The 26,920-nt window shown below is 49.4% G+C and carries 24 protein-coding genes; 13 read left to right on the forward strand and 11 right to left on the reverse strand.

Annotated features, from left to right (window positions below; all coding sequences use genetic code 11):
- Window positions 1-48: 48 nt before the first annotated feature.
- The 7 genes from F3F96_RS11995 to F3F96_RS12025 all read left to right on the forward strand — a co-directional run bounded on the left by F3F96_RS11995 (window position 49) and on the right by F3F96_RS12025 (window position 7,178).
- Window positions 49-225, forward strand: a complete 177-nt coding sequence (locus F3F96_RS11995) for a hypothetical protein (RefSeq protein ID WP_176963520.1) — start codon at window positions 49-51, stop codon at window positions 223-225.
- A gap of 306 nt (window positions 226-531) precedes the next feature.
- Window positions 532-1,137, forward strand: a complete 606-nt coding sequence (gene thpR / locus F3F96_RS12000) for an RNA 2',3'-cyclic phosphodiesterase (RefSeq protein WP_176963521.1) — start codon at window positions 532-534, stop codon at window positions 1,135-1,137.
- On the forward strand, window positions 1,130-2,137 hold the full coding sequence (gene recA, locus F3F96_RS12005) for a recombinase RecA (RefSeq protein WP_176963522.1): 1,008 nt from the start codon (window positions 1,130-1,132) through the stop codon (window positions 2,135-2,137). The genes thpR and recA overlap by 8 nt, the downstream gene beginning before the upstream one ends.
- Window positions 2,115-2,585, forward strand: a complete 471-nt coding sequence (locus tag F3F96_RS12010; RefSeq protein ID WP_176963523.1) for a regulatory protein RecX — start codon at window positions 2,115-2,117, stop codon at window positions 2,583-2,585. The genes recA and F3F96_RS12010 overlap by 23 nt, the downstream gene beginning before the upstream one ends.
- 55 nt (window positions 2,586-2,640) lie before the next feature.
- Window positions 2,641-5,256 carry an alanine--tRNA ligase gene (gene alaS / locus F3F96_RS12015; RefSeq protein WP_176963524.1) on the forward strand — a complete coding sequence of 872 codons (2,616 nt, stop codon included), beginning with the start codon at window positions 2,641-2,643 and terminating at the stop codon, window positions 5,254-5,256.
- A 3-nt stretch (window positions 5,257-5,259) separates the two neighbouring features.
- Window positions 5,260-6,693, forward strand: coding sequence for a DNA recombination protein RmuC (gene rmuC / locus F3F96_RS12020; protein ID WP_241697823.1), 1,434 nt, complete (start codon window positions 5,260-5,262; stop codon window positions 6,691-6,693).
- 23 nt (window positions 6,694-6,716) lie between these two features.
- Window positions 6,717-7,178 carry a paraquat-inducible protein A gene (locus F3F96_RS12025; protein ID WP_176963525.1) on the forward strand — a complete coding sequence of 154 codons (462 nt, stop codon included), beginning with the start codon at window positions 6,717-6,719 and terminating at the stop codon, window positions 7,176-7,178.
- Window positions 7,179-7,218: 40 nt separating this feature from the next.
- Here F3F96_RS12025 and F3F96_RS12030 read toward each other — a convergent pair whose 3' ends face one another.
- The 3 genes from F3F96_RS12030 to F3F96_RS12040 form a co-directional block, all read right to left on the reverse strand.
- Entirely contained in the window at window positions 7,219-7,479 is a 261-nt protein-coding gene (locus F3F96_RS12030) for a Txe/YoeB family addiction module toxin (protein ID WP_176963526.1), read from the reverse strand.
- Entirely contained in the window at window positions 7,472-7,726 is a 255-nt protein-coding gene (locus F3F96_RS12035) for a type II toxin-antitoxin system Phd/YefM family antitoxin (RefSeq protein WP_176963527.1), read from the reverse strand. The genes F3F96_RS12030 and F3F96_RS12035 overlap by 8 nt, the downstream gene beginning before the upstream one ends.
- A 138-nt stretch (window positions 7,727-7,864) precedes the next feature.
- A complete protein-coding gene (locus F3F96_RS12040; protein ID WP_176963528.1) occupies window positions 7,865-8,278 on the reverse strand; it encodes a PilZ domain-containing protein in 414 nt (137 codons plus the stop codon).
- Between the two features lie 228 nt (window positions 8,279-8,506).
- Between F3F96_RS12040 and F3F96_RS12045 the strand changes: the two genes are divergently transcribed.
- The gene (locus F3F96_RS12045) at window positions 8,507-8,836 is read left to right on the forward strand and encodes an ASCH domain-containing protein (RefSeq protein WP_176963529.1); all 330 of its coding nucleotides are present in this window, start codon (window positions 8,507-8,509) and stop codon (window positions 8,834-8,836) included.
- Here the strand turns inward: F3F96_RS12045 and F3F96_RS12050 are convergent.
- From F3F96_RS12050 to F3F96_RS12075, 6 genes are all read right to left on the reverse strand, one after another.
- A complete protein-coding gene (locus F3F96_RS12050; RefSeq protein WP_176963530.1) occupies window positions 8,833-9,210 on the reverse strand; it encodes a YbaN family protein in 378 nt (125 codons plus the stop codon). The two genes, F3F96_RS12045 and F3F96_RS12050, sit on opposite strands and share 4 nt — an antisense overlap.
- 155 nt (window positions 9,211-9,365) lie before the next feature.
- On the reverse strand, window positions 9,366-9,557 hold the full coding sequence (locus F3F96_RS12055; protein ID WP_176963531.1) for a hypothetical protein: 192 nt from the start codon (window positions 9,555-9,557) through the stop codon (window positions 9,366-9,368).
- A gap of 86 nt (window positions 9,558-9,643) precedes the next feature.
- A complete protein-coding gene (locus F3F96_RS12060) occupies window positions 9,644-10,096 on the reverse strand; it encodes a peptidylprolyl isomerase (protein ID WP_176963532.1) in 453 nt (150 codons plus the stop codon).
- A gap of 27 nt (window positions 10,097-10,123) precedes the next feature.
- Window positions 10,124-11,263, reverse strand: coding sequence for a sodium ion-translocating decarboxylase subunit beta (locus F3F96_RS12065; protein WP_176963533.1), 1,140 nt, complete (start codon window positions 11,261-11,263; stop codon window positions 10,124-10,126).
- Window positions 11,264-11,298: 35 nt separating this feature from the next.
- On the reverse strand, window positions 11,299-13,086 hold the full coding sequence (oadA, locus tag F3F96_RS12070; RefSeq protein ID WP_176963534.1) for a sodium-extruding oxaloacetate decarboxylase subunit alpha: 1,788 nt from the start codon (window positions 13,084-13,086) through the stop codon (window positions 11,299-11,301).
- Window positions 13,087-13,117: 31 nt separating this feature from the next.
- The gene (locus F3F96_RS12075; RefSeq protein WP_176963535.1) at window positions 13,118-13,345 is read right to left on the reverse strand and encodes an OadG family protein; all 228 of its coding nucleotides are present in this window, start codon (window positions 13,343-13,345) and stop codon (window positions 13,118-13,120) included.
- Window positions 13,346-13,575: 230 nt separating this feature from the next.
- Between F3F96_RS12075 and rraA the strand changes: the two genes are divergently transcribed.
- Both rraA and F3F96_RS12085 read left to right on the forward strand, forming a co-directional pair.
- Window positions 13,576-14,052, forward strand: coding sequence for a ribonuclease E activity regulator RraA (gene rraA, locus F3F96_RS12080; RefSeq protein ID WP_176963543.1), 477 nt, complete (start codon window positions 13,576-13,578; stop codon window positions 14,050-14,052).
- 174 nt (window positions 14,053-14,226) lie between these two features.
- On the forward strand, window positions 14,227-16,005 hold the full coding sequence (locus F3F96_RS12085) for a Na/Pi cotransporter family protein (protein WP_241697825.1): 1,779 nt from the start codon (window positions 14,227-14,229) through the stop codon (window positions 16,003-16,005).
- A 6-nt stretch (window positions 16,006-16,011) separates the two neighbouring features.
- On the opposite strand, the gene F3F96_RS12090 is transcribed toward F3F96_RS12085, so the two are convergent.
- On the reverse strand, window positions 16,012-16,422 hold the full coding sequence (locus F3F96_RS12090; RefSeq protein ID WP_176963536.1) for a hypothetical protein: 411 nt from the start codon (window positions 16,420-16,422) through the stop codon (window positions 16,012-16,014).
- Entirely contained in the window at window positions 16,419-17,357 is a 939-nt protein-coding gene (locus tag F3F96_RS12095; protein ID WP_176963537.1) for a LysR family transcriptional regulator, read from the reverse strand. The genes F3F96_RS12090 and F3F96_RS12095 overlap by 4 nt, the downstream gene beginning before the upstream one ends.
- Before the next feature lie 170 nt (window positions 17,358-17,527).
- Between F3F96_RS12095 and F3F96_RS12100 the strand changes: the two genes are divergently transcribed.
- The 3 genes from F3F96_RS12100 (at window position 17,528) to F3F96_RS12110 (ending at window position 26,724) form a co-directional block, all read left to right on the forward strand.
- Window positions 17,528-18,943 carry a ribulose-bisphosphate carboxylase gene (locus tag F3F96_RS12100; protein ID WP_176963538.1) on the forward strand — a complete coding sequence of 472 codons (1,416 nt, stop codon included), beginning with the start codon at window positions 17,528-17,530 and terminating at the stop codon, window positions 18,941-18,943.
- A 415-nt stretch (window positions 18,944-19,358) separates the two neighbouring features.
- Window positions 19,359-24,716 carry a transporter substrate-binding domain-containing protein gene (locus F3F96_RS12105; protein ID WP_176963539.1) on the forward strand — a complete coding sequence of 1,786 codons (5,358 nt, stop codon included), beginning with the start codon at window positions 19,359-19,361 and terminating at the stop codon, window positions 24,714-24,716.
- A complete protein-coding gene (locus tag F3F96_RS12110; RefSeq protein WP_176963540.1) occupies window positions 24,709-26,724 on the forward strand; it encodes a response regulator in 2,016 nt (671 codons plus the stop codon). Before F3F96_RS12105 ends, F3F96_RS12110 begins: the two co-directional genes overlap by 8 nt.
- The last annotated feature ends 196 nt before the right edge of the window (window positions 26,725-26,920 follow it).

The raw sequence follows: 26,920 nt of genomic DNA on the forward strand, positions 1-26,920 counted from the left end.
CGCTCCATGAGCAGGTGACCGGATTGGTTATCTGGCAAGGAGGTCAACATGGGTTTTCTTAACAGTGTGATGGATAGTGTTGCAATGAACAGACTCAAGTATGAGAGCGAACTGGTGGCCGCAACCTCAATTTGCCAGATATTCGGTGAGGAACCTGCTGATGCCCATGGTTATGAAGATAGCGCTGGTGAGTGTTTTTACACATCTTATCAGGTGATGATCTGACCATAAAAGGCAAGCCGCAGATATTAAGAGGGGGATCAAATGAGTTTTCGGAAAAAAACAGTGATTCAGATGGATGATCGTAGCGATGAAGTGTTTCAGCGCGCCTATAACGGTGTGATGTATGATATTCCTGAGTGGTTGAACGGTTTCTAATCACAACATGAGTTAATTCGACTGCACGGTTTTCATATTAAGGTGCTGATGCGGTCCAATAGCAGAGCTGACAGGGCAGGAGTTTATACTCCTGCCTTTTTTATGGTTTGAAATAAGTGGAGATTTAATCTGCCGCTGCCATATGATCCCTGCATGCGCCTGTTTACCGGTATTGAAATTCCAGACTCTGTGAAAGAGCAGTTGATGCTCTGGTGGTCGGCATCATGCCCTGCACTGGAAGCTGAGCAGTGGCGAGCGGTCTCACCACACTTGTGGCATCTGACGCTGGCATTTTATGGCGAAGTATCGGGACATGAGGCTGATGACATTGCTGAAGAGCTGGCCCAGTGCACATCCGAAGCAGCGCCAATCAGCCTGAAAACGGGTGGATATGGCCTGTTTGCAAAGCCATCAAAAGCGCGAGTGTTCTGGGTGGGGGTTGAGGAAGATCCCGATTGCAATAGCCTTAAACATCTTGCCCGTTGTTGCAGACGGGCAGGGCATGCTACCGTTCGCAAACGCACGGCCAGAGAGGCGGCTTTTCAAGCCCACATCACAGTTGCCCGATCCACTGCCCAGCATGGGTTTTTGGACCTGCAGCGACTGCAGATGATGGCCGATGTGCCAGAGATTAACTGGCGTGCGGACAGGATTAACCTGTACCAGTCCATATTAAAGCCTGAAGGGCCGCAATACCGGCGACTGGAAACATTTGAATTGAACAGTTCGAGGTTTCGAACGAGGGGAAAATATGTCTGATAAAAGCAAAGCACTGGAATCCGCACTGAGCCAGATTGAACGTCAGTTTGGTAAAGGCACAGTGATGCGTCTGGGTGATAATGCCAAGGTGCCTGTTGAGGTGATCCCCAGCGGTTCACTGGCACTGGATGTTGCCCTCGGAATTGGTGGTTATCCGCGTGGCCGTGTGGTTGAAATTTACGGCCCTGAGTCATCGGGTAAAACCACGATGGCGCTGCATGCGATTGCAGAAGCCCAACGTATGGGTGGTTCAGCTGCCTTTGTTGATGCCGAGCATGCACTGGATCCCAATTATGCTGAAAAGCTTGGCGTGGATGTTGATAACCTGCTGGTTTCACAGCCCGATTCCGGTGAGCAGGCGTTGGAAGTGGTGGATATGCTGACCCGCTCCGGTGCACTCGATGTGATCGTGGTCGATTCTGTAGCTGCCCTGACGCCGAAATCAGAGCTGGAAGGTGACATGGGCGACTCGCACATGGGCCTGCATGCACGTCTGATGAGTCAGGCCCTGCGTAAACTCACCGGTTCTATTTCCCGCTCCAATACAACGATTATCTTCATCAACCAGATTCGTATGAAGATCGGTGTGATGTTCGGCAATCCTGAAACCACTACCGGTGGTAATGCGCTGAAGTTTTATGCTTCAGTCAGGCTGGATGTGCGCCGTACAGGTTCGATCAAGAAGGGTGATGAGATACTTGGCAATGAGACCCGAGTGAAAGTGGTGAAAAACAAGATGGCGCCACCATTTAAGAAGGCGGAATTCTCGATCATGTATGGTGAAGGTGTATCCCATGCCGGTGAAGTGCTTGATATGGGCGTGCAGTACGGCTTTGTGAACAAGAGCGGCGCCTGGTATGCCAAAGATAATGAGAAGATCGGCCAGGGCAGGGATAACACCATCAACTTCCTCAAGGCCAATCCTGAAATATTGGCAGAGATCGAAACCAAGGTGCGTACAGAGCTGGGTTTGATCGATGAGGTTGCAGGCGCTGAATAAAGAGGAGCTGGCAGCATACACATATGCTGTCCGACTACTGAGCCAACGCGAGTTTAATACCCGTGAGATGGCTGATCGTCTTGCCAATCGCGATTATGATGCAGAGATCGTCACTGAAGTTATCAGGCAACTTAAGTCTGATAACTACCTCAGTGAACAGCGTTATGCCGAAGCATTTCTGCGTTCACGCCTGAAACGGGGCGAGGCGCCATGGCTGGCGGCTCAAAAAGCAAAGCAGAAGGGCGCTGAATCTTCAGCCCTGCAGGCAGCGCTTGCTGAGATTAGTGAGGCTTACGATGATGAGCAGGTCTGTTGTGAGTTGCTGGATCAGCGTGATCCGGGCGGCTTGAGATTTGATGATGAGCGGGTCTGGCAGCGTCAGGCCCGTTTTTTGCGGAATAAGGGGCACAACAGTGCTACGATTCTGCGCGTACTAAAACAGCGATGATGGTGGGACTGAAATCCTTACACAGCTGTTATTTGAATAAGGTGGAGGATTCCCGGTGAAAACATCCGAGATTCGACAGAAATTTTTAGATTACTTTGCAGGCAAAGGGCATGAGGTTGTGGCTTCAAGCTCGCTTGTGCCGCATGGTGATCCAACCCTGATGTTTACCAATGCAGGCATGGTTCCGTTTAAACATGTTTTCCTCGGTAATGAATCCCGCCCTTATGTGACTGCAACCTCCAGTCAGAAGTGTGTGCGTGCCGGTGGTAAACACAACGATCTGGAAAATGTCGGTCATACTGCCCGTCATCACACCTTTTTTGAAATGCTGGGTAACTTCTCCTTTGGCGACTATTTCAAGCATGATGCGATCCGCTATGCTTGGGAGTTTCTCACGGTTGAGATGAAACTTGATGCCGACCGCCTGTTTGTCACCGTCTTTGAAGAGGATGATGAGGCTTACGATATCTGGGTTAACGAGATCGGTGTTCCAGCTGAGAGAGTTGCCCGTATCGGTGCCAAGGATAATTTCTGGGCCATGGGTGATACAGGCCCCTGCGGCCCATGCTCTGAGATCTTTTTCGATCACGGCGCCGATGTCTGGGGTGGCCCTCCGGGAACACCTGAAGAGGAGGGCGACCGTTATATCGAGATCTGGAATCTCGTGTTCATGCAGTATAACCGCGATGAAGAGGGAACACTGACGCCGCTGCCTAAACCCTCTGTTGATACAGGCATGGGGCTGGAGCGCATGACTGCGGTGATGCAGGGCGTACACAACAATTACGATATCGATCTGTTCAAGGGGCTGATTGCTGCTGCATGCAGAGAGATCGGCATTAAGTTTGGAGAGAATGCCGAGTCTGATGTTTCACTGCGTGTTCTGGCCGATCATCTGCGCTCAGTAGCGTTTCTGCTTGCTGATGGTGTGCTGCCCAGCAATGAGGGGCGTGGTTTTGTCCTGAGACGAATTCTACGTCGTGCCTGCCGTCATGGCCGTCTGTTGGGTAAACAAGAGGCATTTATCTACAAACTGGTGGATGCACTGGTGATTGAGATGGGTAGTCACTTTGTTGAACTGCGCGAAGGTCAGGCCAACATTGAGCAGGTGATCCGCATCGAGGAAGAGCGTTTTATCAAAACACTGGATAAGGGATTGAAACTGGTGGAGCAGGCTGTAGCCGATGCAGGTGAGGGCGGCGTGATTCCGGGTAAAACCCTGTTCACGCTTTACGATACCTTCGGCTTCCCGACCGATCTGACTGCCGACATTCTTAAAGGTACGAATACCGGACTGGATATGGCTGGTTTTGACACCTGCATGCAGGAGCAGCGCACCCGTGCGCGTGCCGCATGGGGTGGAAGTGGCGAAGCCAGTCTGCCCAAAGCACTGTTCGAGTTGCGCGAGAAACATGGCCCGACCGAATTCCTCGGTTATACAACCCTGAATGCTGAAGGTGTGATTACGGGCCTGATCAAAGATGGCGAAGCTGTTGAATCGCTGAGTGAAGGCGATGAGGCGTGGCTGATCTGTAACCAGACACCATTTTATGGCGAGTCCGGTGGCCAGGTTGGCGATACCGGTGTGATCATCTCTGGTGATGCCGAGTTTGTGGTCAGCGACAGCAAGAAGCTGCTCTCGGATCTGTTTGTGCATGTCGGCAAGGTAAAGCGGGGCACGTTAACTGTTCAGGGTATTGCTAATCTGTCCGTTGGTGGCGAACGCCGTGATGCAATCCGTCGCAATCATACGGCAACGCACCTGATGCATTCGGTACTGCGTGAGGTATTGGGCGATCATGTGAAGCAGGCTGGATCTCTCGTTAATCCTGAGAGATTACGATTTGATTTCAACCACTTCCAGCCTATAGCTAAAGAAGAACTGCATAAGATTGAGGCTGCAGTGAATGCGGCAGTCTGGGCTAATGACCCGGTCCAGACCAAGCTTATGACTCAGGATGAAGCGGTTGCTTCAGGTGCTATGGCGCTGTTCGGCGAGAAGTATGGTGATGAGGTGCGCGTGGTCTCTGCAGGCTTCTCCACCGAGCTTTGTGGTGGCACCCATGTGAAACGTACCGGTGATATCGGTCCGTTCCGTATCGCGTCGGAAACCGGTATTGCAGCAGGTGTACGCCGTATTGAAGCGGTGACAGGCCCGGCAGCTTACCAGAGTTTTATTGCTGATATCGATACCCTGAATGAGACGGCCGGTGCCTTGAAGGTGCGTCCGTTTGAAGCGTCTGATGCGGTATCAAACCTGCAGGCTAAGTTGAAAGAGACAGAGAGAGAGCTGACCAGTCTGCGTGCCAAACAGTCAACCGGTCTGTTGGATGATCTGATTACATCGGCTGTTGAAGTCAATGGTGTGAAGCTGCTGGCTGCAGAAGTATCCGGCGTGAAGGATATGCGCGACTTCATGGATAAAGCCAAGGGCAAGATGAAATCCGGTGTTCTGGTGTTCGGCCAGAAGAGTGGTCCGAAAGTTCAACTGGTTGCCGGTGTTACTGCCGATCTGGTTGGCAAATACAATGCAGGTAATATCGTACGTGAAGTGGCGATCATCTGTGGTGGTAAAGGCGGCGGCAAACCCGATATGGCCATGGCAGGTGGCACTGAGCCTGATAAGCTGAAAGAGGCGCTGGCGGCTGTTTCAGGGCTATTGAAAGGGTAACCATTGATTGATTGGGGAGTACTCAACGAGCCTGTAGCCATTGGGCTACTTATTCTGACTGCACTATTCCTGCTTGGCTGGCTGCTTACCTATCATAATCAAAACAGGAATATCAGCGAACTTGAAGCGGATTTGGCTTCGAAGGAGCTGCTGGTGGACTCCCACATTCAGGAATCCACTGAACTGAAGATAAACAGTGTTCAGCTCTCAGAACAGCTGCGCAATTCAGTGATGCATATTGGCGATCTTGAGAAGAGGCTGGCAGCGAGCAGTGCCGCTGTTGATGGGTTAAACCGGGAAATGTCCGATGCCAAGGCCAACATCCGCGAACTTGAAACGCGCAGTAGCGAGGAGCGTAAATCGTCGGCTGAGAAGCTGGCACTTCTTGAAGATGCGAAGAGTAAACTCGGTAACGAATTCAAAATTCTGGCTAACCAAATTTTTGAGGAGCGGGGTAAAACCTTTTCCGAACAGAACCGCAATAGCATCGATGAAGTGCTCAAGCCGATGCGCGAACAACTCAGTGAGTTTCGTAAACGAGTGGATGATGTCCACCTGACCGATTCCAAAGATCGTGCCTCTCTGAAAGAGCATCTGGCGCAGTTGGAGAAACTTAATCGTCAAATGAGTGAAGATGCCGTTGGTCTGACTCAGGCACTCAAAGGCGAGAGCAAAGCGCAGGGTAACTGGGGAGAAATGATTCTCGAGCGGATACTGGAGACTTCCGGTCTGCGTGAAGGGCATGAGTTTCTGCGTGAGGACTCCACCACGATTGATGTGAACAGACGCCTGCGCCCGGATGTGATTGTGCGCATGCCCGGTGAAAAGCACATTATTATCGATTCCAAGGTATCACTGACCGATTATGAGAGGGCGATATCTTCTACCGACACAAGTGAACGGAGCAGACATACAAAGGCTCTTGTGGGCAGCATGAAGAGCCATATCAAGGGGCTCGCTGATAAACATTATGCGCATCTTCCCGGCCTGAACTCACCTGATTATGTGTTGATGTTTATGCCCATTGAAGGTGCCTACATGATGGCGATTGAGGCAGACCAGGGCGTATTCGAAGCGGCCTTTGAGAAGGGGGTGGCAGTGGTAACCCCTTCTACGCTCTATGCAACACTTAAGCTGATTGAGCAGCTCTGGAGAGCAGAGAAGCAGAGTGAGAATATGGTGAGGTTGATTGATCGGGCCGGAAAGTTACATGACAAGATGGCCTCATTCGTGGAGTCGTTTGAAGAGATCGGCATGCGTCTGGATCAGGCTCAGAAGGCCTTTGATACATCACTGAATCGTATCAAAACCGGCCCGGGAAATGTGATCAGCCAGATTGATACGCTGGGTAAACTTGCAGGCAAGACCAAAAAAGAGCTGCCCAAATATCTAACTGAAACAGCAGCACTGCAGGATCAGACAGAAGAGAAGCCGTGAGCTCAGGTTCCTCTCAAAGAAACTTGCTCGGATTTATTCTCTGGATCATATCATCGCTTCTGTTACTTGCCGGCATGGTTCTGCCGATGTTCTCATTTCATAAGTTCTATATTTTTGATGATACCTTTTCGCTGTTTGGCGGTGTGATCTATCTGCTGGAGGAGGGGGAGCTGTTCCTGTTTCTGATTCTCTTTGCATTCAGTATTGCACTGCCGATCTACAAAATGGTTCTCTCGTTTCTGCTGGTGAACAACAGCATCAAAGAGGCAGAGCGCAAATTAAAAATAGTGAACCGATTGGCTATTGTCGGAAAGTGGTCCATGACAGACGTTTTTGTGATCGCCATTCTCGCTGCCACGGTGAAGCTGGGCATGATCGCTACCATTGAAGTGCATACCGGGTTGTTTGTCTTTGGTGCTGGGGTAATCACCAGCATGCTTCTTGTACATCGACTGCTCGCAGGTTATGAACTAAGAGCGGTTTAGTGCTTGTCGTGGTTCTAATAAAAAGAATAAAAAACTTACTTCAATAGTGATAGCGGCAGGAGATGATGGTTAAGCGATTATCATCGACGGCATAAATCAGACGGTTGGTTTCATCAATTCGGCGTGACCAGAAGCCGGAGAGGTTTTCCCGCAGCGCTTCGGGTTTGCCGATACCTACGAAAGGGGTGCGTATCGTATCCTGAATGAGTCTGTTGATACGCTTCAGAGTTTTATGATCCTGTGTCTGCCACCAGAGATAATCACTCCACGCTTCATCAGTCCAGCAGAGAAGCTTAGTCATTTGTCAGTGGGTGCTCTGCTGTTTTCCCCTGATTGAACTGCTCAATAGATCTTTGCAGATGTGTTGCATTGGCTGATGATCTCAGCAGGTGAACGGTCTCCATCAGGCTGTTAAATGAATCCAGAGACATGACAACGGTATCATCAGCATCACGGCGATTGATGACGGTGTAATCGGCATCTGCAACCACTTCGTCCAGTATTCGCTTCAGATTATTTCGCGCTTCGGTGAAGTTCACTACCTGCATGGTTAACTCCTTATGTGTACAGTTTACTGTGCAAGTATAGTTAGAGCTTATAACATGTGCAATATATTGTGCATGTAAGGATTACATATTAAATAAGAGCAAGTTCTCCAGTTGGGAGCCAATTAATACTGTTCAAGTTTAGTGTGGTTCTGACGGGTCAAAATCGTTGGCTGAGAGGGGATCAAAAAGCATCTCCTCCTGCGTAAACTCCTTCAGGCATTGATCGGGATCATTGGAGCTGGTGAGGATTTTACGCTCCAGCTCTTCGTTGGATTCAACACCGACAGAGTCAAATTGAATCGCAAAATCGCTACCCTGGATCCTTACGACTGAACCCTCGGCAGTGATCGGCAGTTCTTGCTGGTAGTGGCCAACCATGATTCGAATCTGACACTTTTGCCCGATCTCCAGTAGCTTCTCGGCATGAACCATGATGCCATGAAGACTCAAATCTTTGACCTCAACCTGCATCGCTTCGCCACCCTCGGGAATAAGCTCAGCAGCTATCGATATTTTGGATCGTGAATACTCTCTGCTCTGATGTTGTTGCATATTCAAGCCTCCAGTAACCAGCGATCAAACCCCAGACAGGTCCATATATATCCAACCTGCGCAACTCCATACTTTGAATCGCTCATCACATTGTCAAATATTTACAGGCATGGGCTGCAAACAGGTTTGATTCACGGCCTTGATTTATAACCATATCAGCCAGAATGGTTGTTATTATCTCTGTATGTGAATAATCCGTCATGACTTCAATTCAGACACGGCGGTAATATGAACGATTTCCCTGAAAAAACCTGCGACATCACGCGACTTGTGCGCCATCCAAAACTGGTTGCAGCAGCTCTGGATGGCAGTAAAACCGAACAGCGTCGTGATGGCGTTTATGCCTATCCTGATGAGACGTTTGAACTTGATGGAGTGCCATTCATTGTGACTGCACTGAAACGACAGAATCTTGGTGATATGAGTGATGCAGATGCAAAAGCTGAAGGTTATGAATCATTTGAAGCTTATAAGTCACTGATTCTCAGAATGCACAAAGGTATGCAGTGGAAGAGTGATGCCCGGGTATGGGTTCACTGCTTCCAGCGTAAGGTTTAATCACTCTGGCTGGGTTCAGGCTCACACAGTTTCATGCGCAGCAGGTAGGTGACGGTAAAGAGGATCAGGGCTGCACCAAAGGTGATGAGATAGGGGTTGGCCAGAGCAAAGGCCACTGAGTAACCACCAAACAGAATCACCGATAACAGTGCAATGCGCCTTGAGCTGCAGGTGATGCACTGGTGCTGCTGCCAGTTGTTAATTATCGGGCCGAAGGTGCGATTGGCTAATAACCAGCGATGCCAGCGTTCGGATGATTTCGCAAAGCAGCCTGCAGCCAGAAGAATGAATGGCGTGGTTGGCAACAGTGGTAGGAAAATTCCAATAAAGCCCAGTCCGAGAAAGAGAAAACCCAATGTTTTGTAGATGACCATAATGGAAACTCTATGCCATTAATCGCCAGAGCCAAGAGAGAAGTAGCTGTTCTTTTTCTAATTAGCTCTATCGCTTTTCTCACAGACGTTTATGTACGATCAGCATCTTTATTAAGATACAGACTTAAAAGCCCTCCGCGGGGAGGGCTTTCTTGTTAGATATTTAGCAGGCTTGCTGTCAGTAGGAGGTCCCGTTTGACCTCTTGCTTCTCATCTCGCCTCAGACGTTTGTTCATGGCTCTTTTCAGACGTCTTTTCTCCTGAGTGTGCCAGCTGTGAAGTTGTTTCCAGCCTACAGTGATTAGCGTGGCCTCCTCAGGTGAGGTGTGTTGGTGTCTACCTAGCATAAGCGTTCTCCTTATTGTGAGATCTACTCTCCAAGCAGGAATATTTATACCAGATTCAGGCGATTTTAGCAATCGATTATTGACAGTTACGAGTCAGGGATCTCTTCTTTGGACGCTTCGCGAACGGCTATAATGTCAACATCAAAGTTGAGTGTCTCACCGGCCATGGGATGGTTGGCATCAACGATGATCTCCTCTTCATTCACCTGCATCACAGTGACCAGCTCAACACCGTTGCCGGTATCGGCCTGAAAGCGCATGCCGGGTTCTATCTCTCCATCAAAATGGAAAATGTTACGAGGAATAGTCTGGATCAGTTCATCACTGCGCAGGCCATAACCCTCTTCAGGTTTCACGCTGACACTGACCCGATCTCCGGCAGTTTTGCCAACCATGGCGCTTTCAAGGCCGGGAACCAGTGCTTGAGTGCCGTGGATATAGGAGAGGGGATCACCATCACGTGAGGATTCAATAATGTATCCACCCGGACGGGTTAGCGTGTAGTGAATGGATACGACTGCATTGTCAGATATTTGCATGTTAGCCCTGCTAATGGGTTGAAGTGATTAGCCGCCGACGATGGCCAGCAGAATGCCCGCAGCAACAGCAGAACCGATCACACCGGCCACATTCGGGCCCATAGCATGCATCAACAGGAAGTTATGGTGATCGGCTTCCAGGCCAACCTTGTTCACAACACGTGCAGCCATCGGTACAGCAGATACGCCTGCGGCACCAATCAGTGGATTAATTTTACCACCACTTAAGCGACACATCAGCTTACCCATCAGCAGGCCTGCGGCAGTACCAACGGCAAATGCCAGCATACCGAGTACGAGAATGCCCAGTGTTTCGACATTGAGGAACTTCTCAGCTGAGAGTTTGGAGCCAACAGCTAAGCCAAGGAAGATGGTGGTGATGTTGATGATCTCATTCTGTGATGCGTTGGAGAGACGGTCTACCACACCACACTCACGCAGCAGGTTACCGAAGGTGAGCATGCCGATCAGAGGTGCAGCAGTCGGCAGGAAGATAACGCAGAGCAGCAGCACGGTAAGCGGGAAGATGATCTTCTCTGTACGGCTGACAGGGCGCAGCTGTTTCATCTTGATTTTACGCTCAGCCTCTGTGGTCAGCAGCCTCATGATCGGTGGCTGAATCAGTGGCACCAGTGCCATGTAGGAGTAGGCAGCAACGGCAATGGCACCGAGCAGATCAGGGGCAAGACGAGAGGCAAGGAAGATGGCTGTGGGGCCATCTGCGCCACCGATAATGCCGATAGCGGCAGCATCCGCGAGACTGAATTCAAAGCCAGGTACGGCATTGAGTGCCAGTGCGCCGAGCAGCGTGGTGAATATGCCGAACTGGGCGGCAGCACCGAGCATCAGTGTTCTCGGCATGGCGATCAGAGCACCAAAGTCGGTGAGAGCTCCCACACCCATAAAGATCAGCAGCGGGAAGATGCCTGTTTCAATGCCGACATGGTAGATCATGCCGAGCATGCCATCCGGGCCTGAAATTGCAGCGACAGGGATGTTGCTCAGGATGGCGCCAAAGCCGATTGGAACCAGCAGTAACGGCTCGAATTTTTTGACGATGGCAAGGAAGAGTAGTAGCAGGCCTACGCCGATCATCAGCAGTTGCCCCCATTCAAAGTTGGCAATGCCGGTGGTTACCCAGAGTTTGTCTAACAGTTCATTCTGCATAGTGACTTCTTATCTCGCTTTGCTTATCGGAATTATCAGGCAATGGTGACCAGAGCCTGGCCAACATCTACAGCGTCACCCTCTTTGACCTCAACGCTGATGATGGTACCGCTGTGGGTGGAACGCACTTCAGTCTCCATCTTCATCGCTTCCATGATCAGGATGACATCACCATCTTTAACTTGCTGGTTAGGTGTAACATTAACTTTAAAGATGTTACCAGCCATAGGCGCACCGACTGCGGTAGCAGGTGTATTCACTGCCGGTGTCGCGGCAGGTGCAGCTGGTGCTGGTGCCGAAGGTGCAGCAGCAGGGCTCAATGAGGTGACTTCACCATCCGGAGAGACCACAACACTGTAATCTTTGCCGTTTACTGTGATGGTATAACGCTCAGCAACGGTTGGCATGGCAGGTTTAGCTGCTTCCTCTTTCTCCAGCCATGGTTCCGGTTCAAAGGCTTCCGGATTGTCACGGTTTTTCAGGTATTTAAGGCCAACCTGAGGGAAGAGGGCATAGATCAGTACATCTTCAACAAGTTTATCGGAGAGTTCAAAGCCTTTCTCATTGGCAATAGCACAGAGTTCAACGGTCAGGCGATCCATCTCATCAGCAATCAGATCCGCAGGGCGGCAGGTAATTGGCTTGCCACCATCAAGAACCTGAATCTGAAGCTCTTTGTTTACATCTGCAGGCGTTTTGCCGTATTCACCTTTGAGTACACCGGCAGTCTCTTTGGTGATGGTTGAATAGCGCGCACCGGTAAGTACGTTAAATACTGCCTGGGTACCGACAATCTGTGACGTAGGGGTAACCAGAGGCAGGAAACCGAGATCTTCACGAACCTTAGGAATCTCTTTAAGTACCTCATCAAAACGGTCGGCAGCGTTCTGCTGCTGCAACTGGCTCTCAAGGTTGGTGAGCATGCCACCGGGAACCTGAGCAACCAGAATGCGCGAGTCGATGCCACGCAGGGAGCCTTCAAAACTATCATATTTAAGACGAATCTCTCTCAAATCACCGGCAATCTCTTCAAGCAGCTTCAGATCAAGCCCTGTTGCCCGTTTCTCGTCTTCCATGATGGCAACAACAGATTCAGTCGCAGAGTGGCCATAGGTGTGGCTCATCGATGAGATGCTGGTATCGGCAACATCCAGACCTGCTTCAACTGCTTTAAGGATTGCAGAGGTGCTCATGCCGGTTGTGGCGTGGCAGTGCAGTGAGATCGGGATAGCAACAGACTGTTTAAGGCGTTTGACCATCTCTTCAGCCACATAAGGTTTCAGCAGGCCAGCCATATCCTTGATGCAGATGGAGTGGCAGCCGATATCTTCCAGCTGTTTGCCCATATCGATCCATGTATCAAGCGTATGTACCGGGCTAACGGTATAGGAGATGGTGCCCTGCGCATGTTTATCTACATTCAGCGTGGCTTTTACGGCTGTTTCCAGATTGCGCATATCATTCATGGCATCAAAGATACGGAATACATCCATGCCATTTTTGGCAGCGCGTTCAACAAAGGCATTTACAACATCATCGGCATAGTGACGATAACCAAGAATATTCTGGCCCCGGAACAGCATCTGTTTACGGGTATTAGGCATCGCCTGGCTTAAGATGCGCAGGCGCTCCCAAGGATCTTCGCCGAGAAAGCGAATGCAGGAGTCAAAGGTGGCACCACCCCACATCTCAACAGACCAGAAACCAACACGGTCCAGCTTTTCTGCGATAGGTAGCATATCATCAATGCGCATGCGTGTGGCAAGCAGTGACTGATGGCCGTCACGCAGGACGAGTTCTGTTATTCCCAGCGGTTGATTCATCTGAAAGCTTCTCCTAAATATCCTATTCGGCTTATCGGTGGTGGTCGGCGCGATAGCGCTTCACAGCTTCTGTAACCACTTCGATCAAATCTTCATCGTTGCCTGTAGCGGAACCGGCAGCACCCGCAGCTTTTGCTTCAAAGCTCTGGATGAGACGGGAAACCAGTGAAATAACAGCTACAAGTAGTCCCAGGAAAAGGAATACAACACCCATTCCCACACCCATTAACTGTAAGCCCTCTGCTAATAGTTCGCTCATTGCTGACAACGCTCCTCATGCTGCTTAAGACCAAAATCTGTTAAAATTAAAAACAGAGGACTCTATGTTATGAGGCTCTAAATTTCCACTTCTGATATGGTCATCCTGATATGAACAACAATGTTCATTGTTCCTATCCCGATTGGTGGCGCATGTTAATACTTCTGGGCTGTGCAATAAAGGTGGAACTGACTATTGTTGCTGAAATCGTAGGGCTTGGAGAGGTAACCATGTTTAAAACCACTGATCTGTATGATGCGCATCTGGAAGCTTTGCAGGTGGCTGCACCGATATTCAGGGATTTCGGCGGCAGACAGCGGTTTCATGGAGAGATTGTTACGCTGAAAGCATTTGAGGATAACACCTACCTGAAAGCTGCATTTGAGACCGATGGTAGAGGCAAAGTGCTGGTCGTTGATTCTGCAGGCTCTATGCAGCGCGCCATGATGGGCGATGTGATGGCGGCGCTCGGTGCCTCTAATGGTTGGGAAGGGGTGATCATCAACGGCTGTATTCGTGATTCAGCTGATGTGGCCGGTGTGCACATAGGTGTGAAGGCGCTGGCAACGATTCCCAGGAAAACTGTTAAACGGGATCAGGGTGTGATGGATGTGCCTGTTCGCTTTGCTGATGTACTGTTTGTTAGCGGTGAATATCTCTACGCTGATGAAGATGGCGTTGTTATCTCCAAGTGCGCCATTGTGTGATTGCTGTTTTCAATTTACGCCTTATTAAATAGTGGCATAGGAATAAGAGTTAATGCTACACATTTCTCTCTCTATCGTGCTAATATCGGGGAGGTAGGCCCCGTTAACGGGGTAGTTTAGGAGATGCTGATTACTGGCTTCTGCCAAAAATCAGCGCCTCCTTAGAGGTGCCTATTGAGTTGGCAGATTATTACCGGACTGGCTGGTGGCGTTGGACTTTTCCTGCTTGGCATGGAGTTGATGACTGATGGTCTGAAGCTCTCAGCAGGTAAATCGCTGCAGCGCATCCTCAGGAGCTCTACCAAAACACCACTAAGAGGCGTGTTGTCCGGTGCTCTTATCACCTCGCTTGTACAATCCTCCAGCGCAGTGACAGTGGCAACAATCGGTTTTGTGAATGCTGGGCTTCTCAAGCTTAAGCATGCCATTCGTGTGGCTTATGGCAGTAACCTTGGCACCACCATGACCGGTTGGCTCGTAGCTGTTGTCGGTTTCCATGTTAATCTGAAAGCTTTTGCACTGCCGGCCATCGGTATTGGTATGTTGATGACACTGCTGATTCAAAATAACCGTTATGCCGCTATCGGCAAGGTGATTGCCGGTTTCGGCCTGTTTTTTCTCGGTATTGATCTGATGAAATCAGGGTTTGAGGGGCTTGAAGGGGCGATATCGCTAGAGGCCATTGAAGAGGGTGGTCTGCTAAGTCTGTTTATCTTTATCGCTGTCGGTTTTGTCATGACGTTGATGATGCAGTCCTCCAGTGCCGCGATTGCTATCACGCTTACTGCTGCTGCAGGCGGCGTGATCACCATCGCATCAGCCGCCTGCATGGTGATTGGTGCCAATGTGGGTACAACCTCAACGGCGGTGATTGCAGCTATTGGTGCAACGCCCAATGCCCGCAGGATGGCAGCCGGGCATGTTATCTTTAATGTTATTACCGGTGGCGCGGCACTGCTGCTGTTGCCACTGCTGCTGTTTGGCATCAACTGGTTTCAGGAATACAGCGGTATGGCCGGTGGTCCGGCCACCTTCCTGGCGTTGTTTCACACCACCTTTAATCTCCTTGGGGTACTGCTTCTCTGGCCATTTACCAGCAGGCTGGTGAAATTTCTTAAACGACAATTTGTCGCGGCAGAAGAGGATGAGGCACAGCCGAAATATCTTGATAGCACCCTGATCGGCACCCCGCAGCTGGCACATGAGGCACTGGTGAAAGAGTTGCAGCGTATTCAGGCAATAGCAATTCGCATGGCTGAGGATGCGATCAATACCGAAGCGAGTTTAAGTCCTCGACTGAAAGTCGATCTGGAGGTGCTGCATAAGCTTTCTGATGCTGTAGGTCTCTTCTGTTCCAAGTTGCGCAGTCAGGGGCTGCCTGAAGAGATTGCCGATGCGCTACCTCTGGCGCTGGCATCAATGCGTTACTTTATAGATGTGGCAGAGATGGCTGAGGAGATCGATCAGCTGCAGAGTAAAGAGGTGACGGGAGTGTTTCAGGAACTGGAGGAGGCTTTGGCGGATATGCGCCGTCAGGCCATTGCGATTCTCGAGGATGTGAAGCAGTCAGCCTCCAGTGAAGAGTCACTGCAGCGAGAAACTGATGCTATTGTGGTGCTTGAGCGCAACTACGAAACGATTAAAGCACAGCTGTTGCGTGCCGGGGCAACCGGTAAATTAACTGCCAGGCATATGGTTTCACTGATTGAGCTGATGAAGAGTATCGAGCGTCAGGCAAGCCACTGTGTCAAAGGGCAGGCTACCCTGCAGCTATTTGCCCAGCAGGCAGTTGATGAAGCTAAATCAGAGGATGACGTTGAAAGAGATGACGTTGAAGGGGATCAGGACGAGGTCACTGACCTCAATCAGGGCGATAGTGAAGAGGTCAGTTTAATAGAGCCTGAGGCTTCAGAAAAAAATATGGGGAATTTGAAAAACTCAGAATCTCCCTAAGCTTTGTTATTTAGGGCGTTTTTTCTGGCCAGCCTGATAGCACTCGATCAGGGCCGCTTGAATATCCTTATGTTGTGCAAGGTCCGATATATTCAGATGTTTTTCGGCAATCGGTTGAACTGCCGTTATAATCTGTTGTCGCGCCCACTGCAGTGCAAAACCATCGAAATCGAATTTTCCATCGCAGATGAATTCGCAGGCTAAGCCTGTGGGCTCTGAAAAGGTGATCTCTTGCATGACCATAACATCGTATTCATATCTGTAGGAGTCCAGGCCAATCGATGTGGCCAGCATGTCATAGAGTTTTTCCAAGTGGCCATTTCTTATGATGGCGCTGTCCAGGTCGACGGTGATGCTAGGAGTGAATCGCTCACCGCGAAAATCGAACTCAAGCGTGGCCTGTAGGCTGTTTTTCATGGGGTATCCTTATGGTTGATATCAAGTGGCACGATATTGATTAGTGATTCGGCATGTTCAAGTACATAGTTTTTAAAGGCTTCCGGTATGGCAGCAAAGCGTTTGCCATTACGATAGACAATGAACCACTGGCGCATAATAGGGAAATCTTCAATCTTTAGAACTACGACTCTTTTCAGCGCCAGTTCCATCTCAATGGTATGAAGTGAGACGATTCCAAGTCCAAGTTCAGCCATGACAGCCTGTTTGATCGCTTCGGAGCGGTTCATCTCCATGCCTGCCTTTAATTGCAGGTCATGAACGGCGAAAAAATTTTCTGCGGCAATGCGTGTGCCTGATTGGCGCTCACGCACAATAAACGGTTCATCAGCCAGATCGCGCAGTGGAATGACCTTTTTCTGTTTGGCCAGTGGATGAGCGGGGGATGCAATAACTACAAGTGGGTTATCCATAAAGCGGATCGCATTCACATTGTGCCCTTTCGGAGGTTTACCCATGATCACCATGTCGGTGGTGTTGTTATCCAGTGAGGCAAGCAGGCCGCTTCGGTTAGTCACATCAAGCGTCACCTGTGCGCCGGGATAGTCGTGATGGAAGGCGGCAATCAATTGAGGGGCAAAGTAGTTGGCAGTCGAGGCCATGGTGAGGTGTAATTTACCCCGCTTGAGCCCCTTGAGCTCCTCCAGCATCAGCTCCGCCTCATCCAGCTGCTGGCGGATATTACGGGCATAGTGCAGTAGCTCACCACCGGCTTCAGTCAGTGATACCTGTTTGCCGTCTCTCTCAAATAGCGGCATGTCGATCTGCAGCTCCATCTGTTTAACCTGCATGGATACTGCTGGCTGGGTCATGAACAGCGCTTTGGCAGCATCGGTATAACTATTATGTTCAACGACCGCTTCGAGTATCTTCAACTGCTTCAGGGTAATGTTCATAAAACCTACCTATAAGTAAAATTTATACTGCGCATCATAACCTTTGATTTTACATTATGGAACCCACTTCTATACTTCACAACGTCGCCAAAGAGGACTAAAGTGCTCTACCGCGAAGGAGGGGGGCTTCAAGCTTCCTTTATATAAAAAAATTTGGAGGGTACACTCTAATGGATCAATCGAATCGTTACGCCGATCTCAGTCTCAATGAAGACGACCTGATCGCAGGCGGCCAGCATCTGCTTGTTGCTTATAAACTTATTCCAGCCGAAGGCTATGGCTTCCTGGAAGTAGCTGCTCACGTTGCAGCTGAATCTTCAACAGGTACAAACGTTGAAGTATCTACTACAGATGACTTTACCCGTGGCGTAGATGCACTGGTATATGAAATTGATGAAACTGCATTTGGCGATGACCCTGTCAAAGGCGGCGGTTTGATGAAAATCGCTTACCCGGTCCCTCTGTTTGACCCGAACCTGAGTGATGGTCACTTCAATGTGTCACACATGTGGTCACTGATTCTGGGTAACAACCAGGGCATGGGCGATCATGATGGTCTGCGTATGCTCGACTTCATGGTTCCTGAGTGCATGATCAAGAAATTTGATGGCCCAAGTACTGGCATTGCTGATATGTGGGAAGTTCTGGGTCGTCCACGTGAAAACGGTGGTTACATCTCCGGTACTATCATCAAACCTAAACTGGGTCTGCGTCCTGAGCCATTTGTTAAGGCATGTTACCAGTTCTGGCTTGGCGGCGACTTCATCAAGAATGATGAGCCTCAGGCTAATCAGCCGTTCTGCCCAATGGAAACTGTTATCCCTATGGTTGCTGAGACCATGGATCGTGTACAGCAGGAAACTGGCCAGGCTAAGATCTTCTCTGCCAATGCTACAGCTGACTGGCATACTGAGTGCATCAAACGTGGTGACTTCATCCTTGAGTCCTTCGCTAAATACGGTAACGAAAAGCATGTTGCATTCCTGATTGATGGTTTCGTAACTGGTCCTGCTGGTGTTACCACTGCACGTCGTGCATTCCCAGACACATTCCTGCACTTCCATCGTGCTGGCCATGGCGCTCTGACTTCTTATAAATCCCCAATGGGCATGGATCCACTCTGCTACATGAAGATCTCCCGTCTTTCAGGCGCTTCTGGTATCCACACTGGTACCATGGGCTACGGTAAGATGGAAGGCCACGGCAACGAGACTGTTCTTGCATACATGCTTGAGCGTGACGAGTGCATGGGTCACTACTTCAACCAGAAATGGTATGGCATGAAGCCAACTGCTCCAATCATCTCCGGTGGTATGAACGCACTGCGTCTGCCAGGTTTCTTCGAGAACCTTGGCCATGGCAACGTGATCAACACTTGTGGTGGTGGTTCATTCGGCCACATCGACAGCCCTGCTGCTGGTGCTAAGTCTCTTAGCCAGGCATACGAGTGCTGGACATCCGGTACTGACCCAATCGAATACGCTAAGACTCATAACGAGTTCGCACGTGCATTCGATTCATTCCCAGCTGACGCCGACAAGATCTACGGCGCTGACTGGCGTGAAAAAGTGGGCGCACACAAGTAAGTCCAGACTTCACAGTCGAAAAAATGAAAAGGCCTCCACGCAAGTGGGGGCCTTTTTTATTTCAAGTGGTGGATACGGGCATTCCTGTCTATAATGGATAGACAACATTACGAGGGAATATGGATGTTCAAGCGTTATTTGGTTTCCAAAAGATGATTCAGTTACGTTTGTAATCTCCATGAATAATATTAATCTCAAGAGAGAGGGGGGGGGGATCTAATCTTTGCTGATACTTAGCAAAATGGTCTATAGTAATGCCATGCGTGCCAGCTCTTTTATTCGGCTTTTATCCTCTACCCTGTTCTGCTGCCTTCTGGTTACGGGGTTTTCAGCTCACCTGTTTGCTCAAAACAGCGCCTATATTACATCATTGCACTTAACTGAAGCAGAACGAGATTGGCTTAAAACAGCTCCGATGATCGAGTTGTTGGTTCCAACCAATCTTGAGCCATACAGTTATATAGATGCGGCAGGGGAGGCCAATGGCGTCACGATTGATGTGGTGAAAGCACTGGGGAAGAAACTGGGCATCAAGTTTGAAATCAAAGCAGTGCATGACTCCGAATTAATCAGAAGAATGAAGCAAAACGAGATTCAGGCAGCTGCCTATTTTATTAAGCCAGGAAACGACTCAAGATACCTAAGCTCATCCGTTTATGCCTCAATTGATCTGGGGCTTTTTGTTAAAAAAGGGGCTGTCGAAAAACCATTTTCTTTCGAATATTTCACAGGTAAAAAGATCGCCATGTATAAAGGGGTGAATCCCGACTGGATTCAGATAGATGCGCTACAGAACAATGAGATTGTCTACTACGAAACGGTGAAGGATGGTTTGAATGCTGTATTGACAGGTGAGGTGGATGCATGGCTTGACTCATATCAGACAGCAGCCTATTTCATCAACAGTGGTTTTCTGGATGAATTTGAGGCGGTCTATATTGATTCTGATGTTTCAGCTATGCGGTTTCATATCAGAGATGACAATCCCGAACTTCTGTCGGTGATGAATAAGGCAGTGGAAGCGATTACGCCTCGCGAAAAGCAGCAGCTTGTCAAAAAATGGGGGGGAGTAGCACTCGCCGCAAGGGAAATCGTGAGCATGCCCTTGTTGACGGCTCAGCAGAAGCAGTGGCTGAAAGCGCATCCTGTGATCAGGGTGGGTGTGGATGCCGACTTTCCACCCTACGAATTTGTTGATCAGTACAATAAACATAGCGGTATATCCAGTGATTATCTCAAAGAGCTGTCAAAGGTCTTGGGTGTTAAGTTTGAAGTTGTAACGGGCCTCAGTTGGTCTGAAGTTTTGAACCATGCCAAAGATAAACAGATTGATTTACTGCCTCTTGTAACGGCCTCGCCGGAGCGTGGAAAATATCTTTCCTTCACGGCTCCTTATATACGCTATCAGCTGGCAATTATGTCGCCAACCGGGGTTGTTTCGGCACAGGCGCTTGCCGATCTGGCGGGTAAAAAAGTGGTGTTGGTTAAAGATTATGCTGCCAGCAAACAGGTGCTTGAGCGGCAGCCGGATATTCAACCCTATTATGTAACCACGGTGATTGAGGGCTTGAACGCTGTGTTGGCGGGAAAAGCCGTGGCGATGATAGCCGATGCAGGCACCATGAGTTACAAAATCAAGGAGTTCGGCTTGACCACCTTGCGTCTTTCCGGTTTTGTGGAGATACCCGTTCAGGGTTTTTCTATGGGAGTGCGTGATGACTGGCCTGAATTGACAGCTATGCTGGATGAAGCATTGAGCGCCATGGCCGAGCATAGGCACCAGCAGATATTGCAGAACTGGAGCAAGTCTGTTGAGGCAGCAGAGAAGACTATTCAGCTGAGCAGAAACGAAAAAGCCTTTATAAAAGATCATACCATCATTCGACTGGGTATCGATCCTGAATTTATCCCGTTCGAATTTATTGATGAGGCTGGTCAATACAGCGGCATGGTTTCCGATTATATCAAGTTGCTTAATGAGCGCCTCGGAACGAATATGGTGATTGCCCATCAAAGCGGATGGAAAGATGCTGTGGCCAAGGCCAAAGCCCGAGAGTTAGACGTGTTGCCCTGTATCGGCCTCACCCAGGAGCGTAAACAATTTTTTGATTACTCCGATGCATATATTCAATACTACCGGGTAGCCATTGCCCGTTCGGATGCGCCCTTCGTAGTGGATTTAAGTGATCTCGAAGATAAGCGGGTTGCTGTGCAGGCCAACAGCTCGCACGAAGGCTACCTTAGAGATCACTCAGCCATCGTTCCGGAAATATTCCCGACGTTGCAGGAGACTATTCTCTCTGTCTCCAAGGGTAAAAATGACGTGTTTGTGGGTAATCTGGCATCGGCGATGTACTGGATTCGGAAAATGAATCTGACTAATCTCAAGGTTGCCGGTGCGGTCTCCCCTGAGGCTGGCAATCTCCATTTTGCAGTCAGAAAGGATTGGCCGGAACTGACCAGCATGATCAACAAAGGACTGGCCACCATCAGTAAGGCAGAGCGCAAGCAGATTTCCGAGAAGTGGGTCAACGTCAAATATGAAGCCATCACAGACTACGCTTTGATTTGGAAGTTGGTGCTGGCTTTTGTGCTGATTATTCTGGGTGTGTTGGTCTGGAACTTTAAGATAAACCAACAGAAACGGTTGGCGCAGGCCGCAAGGGATGAGGCTGAAAAGGCCAAAGATCAGCTTGAACAGGCCAATATGCAGATGCTTGCCATTTTCGATTCGGCCAGTTCCGGAATCGCAATGATTAAAGGCAGAGTGATCACCAGTTGTAATCGTCGCATGGATGAAATGTACGGTTGCGAACCGGGTGAGCAGGTGGGGCAATCCACACGTATCTGGTATGCCGATGATGAGACCTATGCCCGAATCGGGCAGGAGGTGTATGAGAAAATAAGCATTGATGAGACCCATCGCAGCGAGACACTGGCTGTACGCAAAGATGGCAGCCGCTTCTGGGCCCGGGCTGGCATTCATGCACTTGATCATAATGATCTGAGCAAAGGGATTGTGGCGGTCATTGAGGATATCAGCAAAGAACGTGAAATCATGCAGGAGATGGAAAAATCAAAAGGGCAGATTGAGCAGGCCAATATGCAGATGCATGCCATCTTCGATTCAGCCAGTGCCGGCATTGCGATGATTAACAATAGAGTCATCATCAGTTGTAACCGTCGCATGGATGAGATGTACGGTTACGAACCGGGTGAACAGGTGGGGCTCTCCACACGTATGTGGTATGAGGATGATGAAATCTACGCCCGCATTGATCAGGAGGTGTATCAGAAGTTAGGCATCAATAAGACTCATCGCTGCGAGAGATGGGCTGTGCGTAAAGATGGTTCCCGCTTCTGGGCCCGCTCGGGTATTCATGCGCTCGATCATGATGACTTGAGTAAAGGCGTTGTGATGGTTGTTGAGGATATCTCCAGAGAGCGTGAAATTATGCTGGAGATGGAGAATGCCAGAGAGCAGGCCGAAGAAGCAACGCGCGCAAAAGCTGATTTTCTGGCCAATATGTCGCATGAGTTGCGTACGCCGATGAATGCTGTGCTGGGTATGCTCTACCTTGCCCTCAGATCCGAGATGCCACCGGCATTGCATAATTATCTCGCCAAGGCACAGGGAGCAGCCAACTCTCTGCTCTCTATTATCAACGACATCCTTGATTTCTCTAAAATTGAGGCAGGTAAGCTGGATGTTGAGTCGATTGAATTTTCTCTCGATAGCGTGCTTGAGCAGTTAACCGATGCCATCGGCTTTCAGGCTGAGCGGAAGGGGGTTGAATTCCTCATTCGCTATGATGCCAATATCCCGATCACACTGATAGGTGATCCACTACGACTGGGGCAGGTGCTACTTAATTTGTGCAGTAATGCTATCAAGTTTACGGATGCGGGTGAGGTGGAGCTCTCATTCCACTGCCTGAAATCGACGAAAAAGAGCATGACGTTGCAGATTGCAGTACGCGATACAGGCATTGGTATGACGCCAGCATTGCAGAAACTGGTGTTCAATAAATTCACCCAGGCTGACCAGAGCACCACCCGTCAATTCGGAGGCACAGGCCTTGGCCTGGCGATCAGTAAGCTGCTGGTTGAGTTGATGGGGGGGCGTATTTGGATTGAGGATTCTGTGCCAGATCAGGGGAGTACGTTCTGCTTTACAGTGAAGCTTGCTGTTTCCCTGCAGGCACAGGTTCATCGTCATGAACTGGCCGAACAGGCGGGGCCATTACTTAAAGGGGTGCGTGCACTGGTGGTCGATGATAATGAGACCTCATCTGAAATCCTTAGCGAGATGTTACGATTCTTCCATATCGATACTGAAATCGTGAATAGTGGCAGTGCGGCCATTGAAAAACTGGAAAACAGTACCGCCAAACCATTTGATATTGTGTTGATGGATTGGCGGATGCCCGGCATGAACGGTGATGAGGCGACCAAACGTATCCATGCCGATTGCAATATTCAGCCGCAGCCAAAAGTGGTGATGGTTACCTCATTCGGTCGCGAAGAGGTGATGAATCTGGCTAAACAGGCCGGCGTGGATGGGTTTCTGCTTAAACCGGTCTCACCATCTACATTGCTTGACACAACGCTCTCCGTTCTGGGCCGAGGTCGTATTCTTGAGTCGGGTAAACAACAGGTGAAAGATAACCGTTCGCTGGACTCACATGGCTTCGCTGGGGCACATTTGCTTCTGGTCGAGGATAACGACATCAACCGTGAATTCGCCACAGAGCTTTTGCAGAGTATGAATGTAAGCGTGGATGAAGCAGTTAATGGAGAAGAAGCGGTTGCCATGGTGCAAAAACAATCCTATGACGGCGTGTTAATGGATATCCAGATGCCAGTTATGGATGGACTGCAGGCAACAGAGGAAATTCGAGCTTTGCTGGATGAGTCAGGAGATAAGCGCTTTGCTGATCTTCCGATCATAGCGATGACTGCCATGGCGATGGCAAAAGATGCGGAAAAATGTCTGCAGGCGGGCATGAGTGATCACATCACCAAACCGGTTTCGCCGGAGCGTTTAATTCAGGCGTTGAGCAAGTGGCTGCCGGTGACAGATAAAGCTATATCGGCTTCTGCTGATAGCGCTGTTGATACAGAACTCTCCGACTATCCTGCCGATCTGATGAACCTCTCGCATTTCGATGCCGTAGCGGGAATCCGACGCATTGGAGGCAAACCGCAAGCCTACCGCAAGCAGCTGAAACGCTTCCGTGAACGCTATCCCGATGCTGTGGACAAATTACAACAACTGGTCAACAGCAAGAGGATGCAGGCTGCTGAGGATTTTTGCCATGCCATCAAGGGTGTGTTTGGTGCACTCGGAGCAGATGCACTGTTTGATAGCGCAACTGAAATTGATCTATTGCTCAAAGATGGGAAAACACCTGAACTTCAACAGTTTGAACAAATGCGTATGTTGCTTCAGCAAACCATGGATGAAATCGATGGCTTGACCATGCCAGCATCTGAACAGCCGCTGGCTGCAGATGTGATGGAGAGGGAAGAGCTGCTAGCTAAGCTCGCAGCATTGAAAATTCTGCTAGAGAGTGATGTGGGTGCTGCAGAAGATCTATTGGGTAAAATTCGTGCTGGAGTCGCCGGGACGGCCATAGAGCAAGCAGTAGGTGAGATGAGCGCCAGCATGGAGCTGTTTGAGATTGATGGCGTTCTCAAGCAGCTCGAGAGGTTGCGCGAGCAAGTTGGTGAGGATGAGAAGGTAAGCAGAAAGGGGGCTGGAGATGAGTGAGAACAAGGATAAAAAATATAGAATACTCATTGTTGATGATGTGGCTGAAAACCTGCATGGCATGATGAATGTATTACGAGATCAATACTCCCTTCTTGTTGCGACCAATGGCGTAAAGGCGCTGGAGCTTGCGGCAAATGAACCTCAGCCTGATCTGATCCTACTGGACATCAAAATGCCGGGCATGGATGGCTATGAGGTGCTCAAGAGGCTTAAGAGTGATCCTGTAACAGCAATGATTCCGGTTATTTTTGTTACCGCACTGGCGGAGGCTACGGATGAGGCCAGAGGCTTGAATCTGGGGGCAGCTGACTATATCACCAAACCTGTGAATGCTGATCTGCTTAAAAGGCGTGTGCTTACACAGCTTGAACTGAAACACTATCGCAGAACGCCATTGGTATTTGGAATCGATGAGGAGAAGATGACACAAACTTCTCCCGGAATTCTGGTGGTTGATGATATGCCGGAAAATGTACATGGACTGATTTCTGCACTTTCAGACGAGTATCGCGTGCAGGTAGCCGAAAGTGGAGAGAAGGCAATTGAAATCGTCAACAGTACCAACTCACCCGACCTTATTCTGCTGGATATCAAGATGCCTGGCATGGATGGTTACGAGGTGTGTCAGCATATCAAGGCTGATAAGAAGGGGCGCAATATCCCCATTATATTTCTCAGTATCCTGGATGAACCCATTGAAAAGGTGCGCGGTTTTGCCATTGGCGGAGCTGATTATATCACCAAACCATTCGATATTGATGAGGTGCATGCCAGAATTCGAACCCATCTGGAGTTAAGGCAGTATCGCCTCCATCTTGAGGAGCTGGTGAAGCTGAGAACAGCAGAGCTGAACGAGAGTGAAAAGAATTTTCGCCAGGCCCAGAAGATGGAAGCGCTCGGCACACTGGTTGGCGGTATCGCACACGATTTTAATAATATTCTTGCCGCCATGCTGGGCTCGATCTATCTGGCCAGACACTCATCAGATGATTCTGAAATGGTTAACAAATCGCTTGAATCTGCTGATGAACTAGGCTTTCGAGCTGCTGATATGATCAAACAGCTTCTTACCTTTGCCCGTCAGGAGGAGGTGAGCAAAAAGAGATTCTCGCTTGTGCCATTCTTTAAAGAGGCCAACAAGCTGGTAGGCAGAGCGTTGGAGGAGAATCTCCAATTCACTACCAGAATCAACTGTGATGAGCTGTCTGTTAACGCCAACTCTACCCAACTGCAACAGATTCTGTTTAATTTGGTGAATAATGCACGTGATGCCCTGCATGGCAGTGAGGCTCCGGAGATTATTGTTACACTGGAGGAGTTTGACGCTGATGTTGATTTTAAAGAACGGCATCCGGAGATAAAAAGTGAACATTTCGCCGTGATTGAGGTTCAGGATAATGGTGAGGGAATTCCTGATGAGAACCTGCCTAGCCTGTTTGATCCGTTTTTTAGCACCAAAGATGTGGGTAAAGGAACGGGATTGGGGTTGGCGATGGTTTATGGCTCCGTCAGGGATCACGGGGGTGTTGTGGAAGTTGAAAGCAGCGTCGGTGAAGGCAGTCGATTCAGGGTCTATCTGCCTTTAGATGAGGGGGATGTAAGCCATGCTGATCATAACGATGATGATATTCACAAAGGCAGAGGCGAAACAATCCTGCTGGTGGATGATGATGTGCAACTGCGAACAACAAACAAGTCGATTTTGATGAATCTGGGTTATCAGGTGCTTGTGGCAAGCGAAGGCAGAGAGGCCGTTGAACGCTTTACAGCCAATCCCGGCAGAGTTGATCTGGTGATGATGGATGTGGTGATGCCAATTATGAGTGGGCCTGCGGCTGTAAAAGAGATGCGAGCCATTGATCCCAGAGTGAAAGTGGTCTATTTGACAGGATATGACTCTAAAGGTGCTTTGACATCACAGCTGGATCGTAGTCGTGAAGTGGTTCTGAATAAACCCTGCCCAATCAGCTATTTAAGCAGGGTTATCCGGGAGCAGCTGGATTAGTAATCAGTGTAGTTCATCGGTTAGTGCAAAAAAAAGGGCAGCGAAATCGCTGCCCTTTTTTTCTTACCCGTGTCCCGTCCTGAAATAAGTTGACACAAAAAGGACTTATTATGGGAAAGGAAGAAACAGCAAGGCGCAGACGAAGTCAGCGTGATTATACATTGGGCTTTAAATTGAGCATTGTCGAACAGGTTGA

Source organism: Mariprofundus sp. NF, assembly GCF_013387455.1.
Lineage (GTDB): Bacteria > Pseudomonadota > Zetaproteobacteria > Mariprofundales > Mariprofundaceae > Mariprofundus.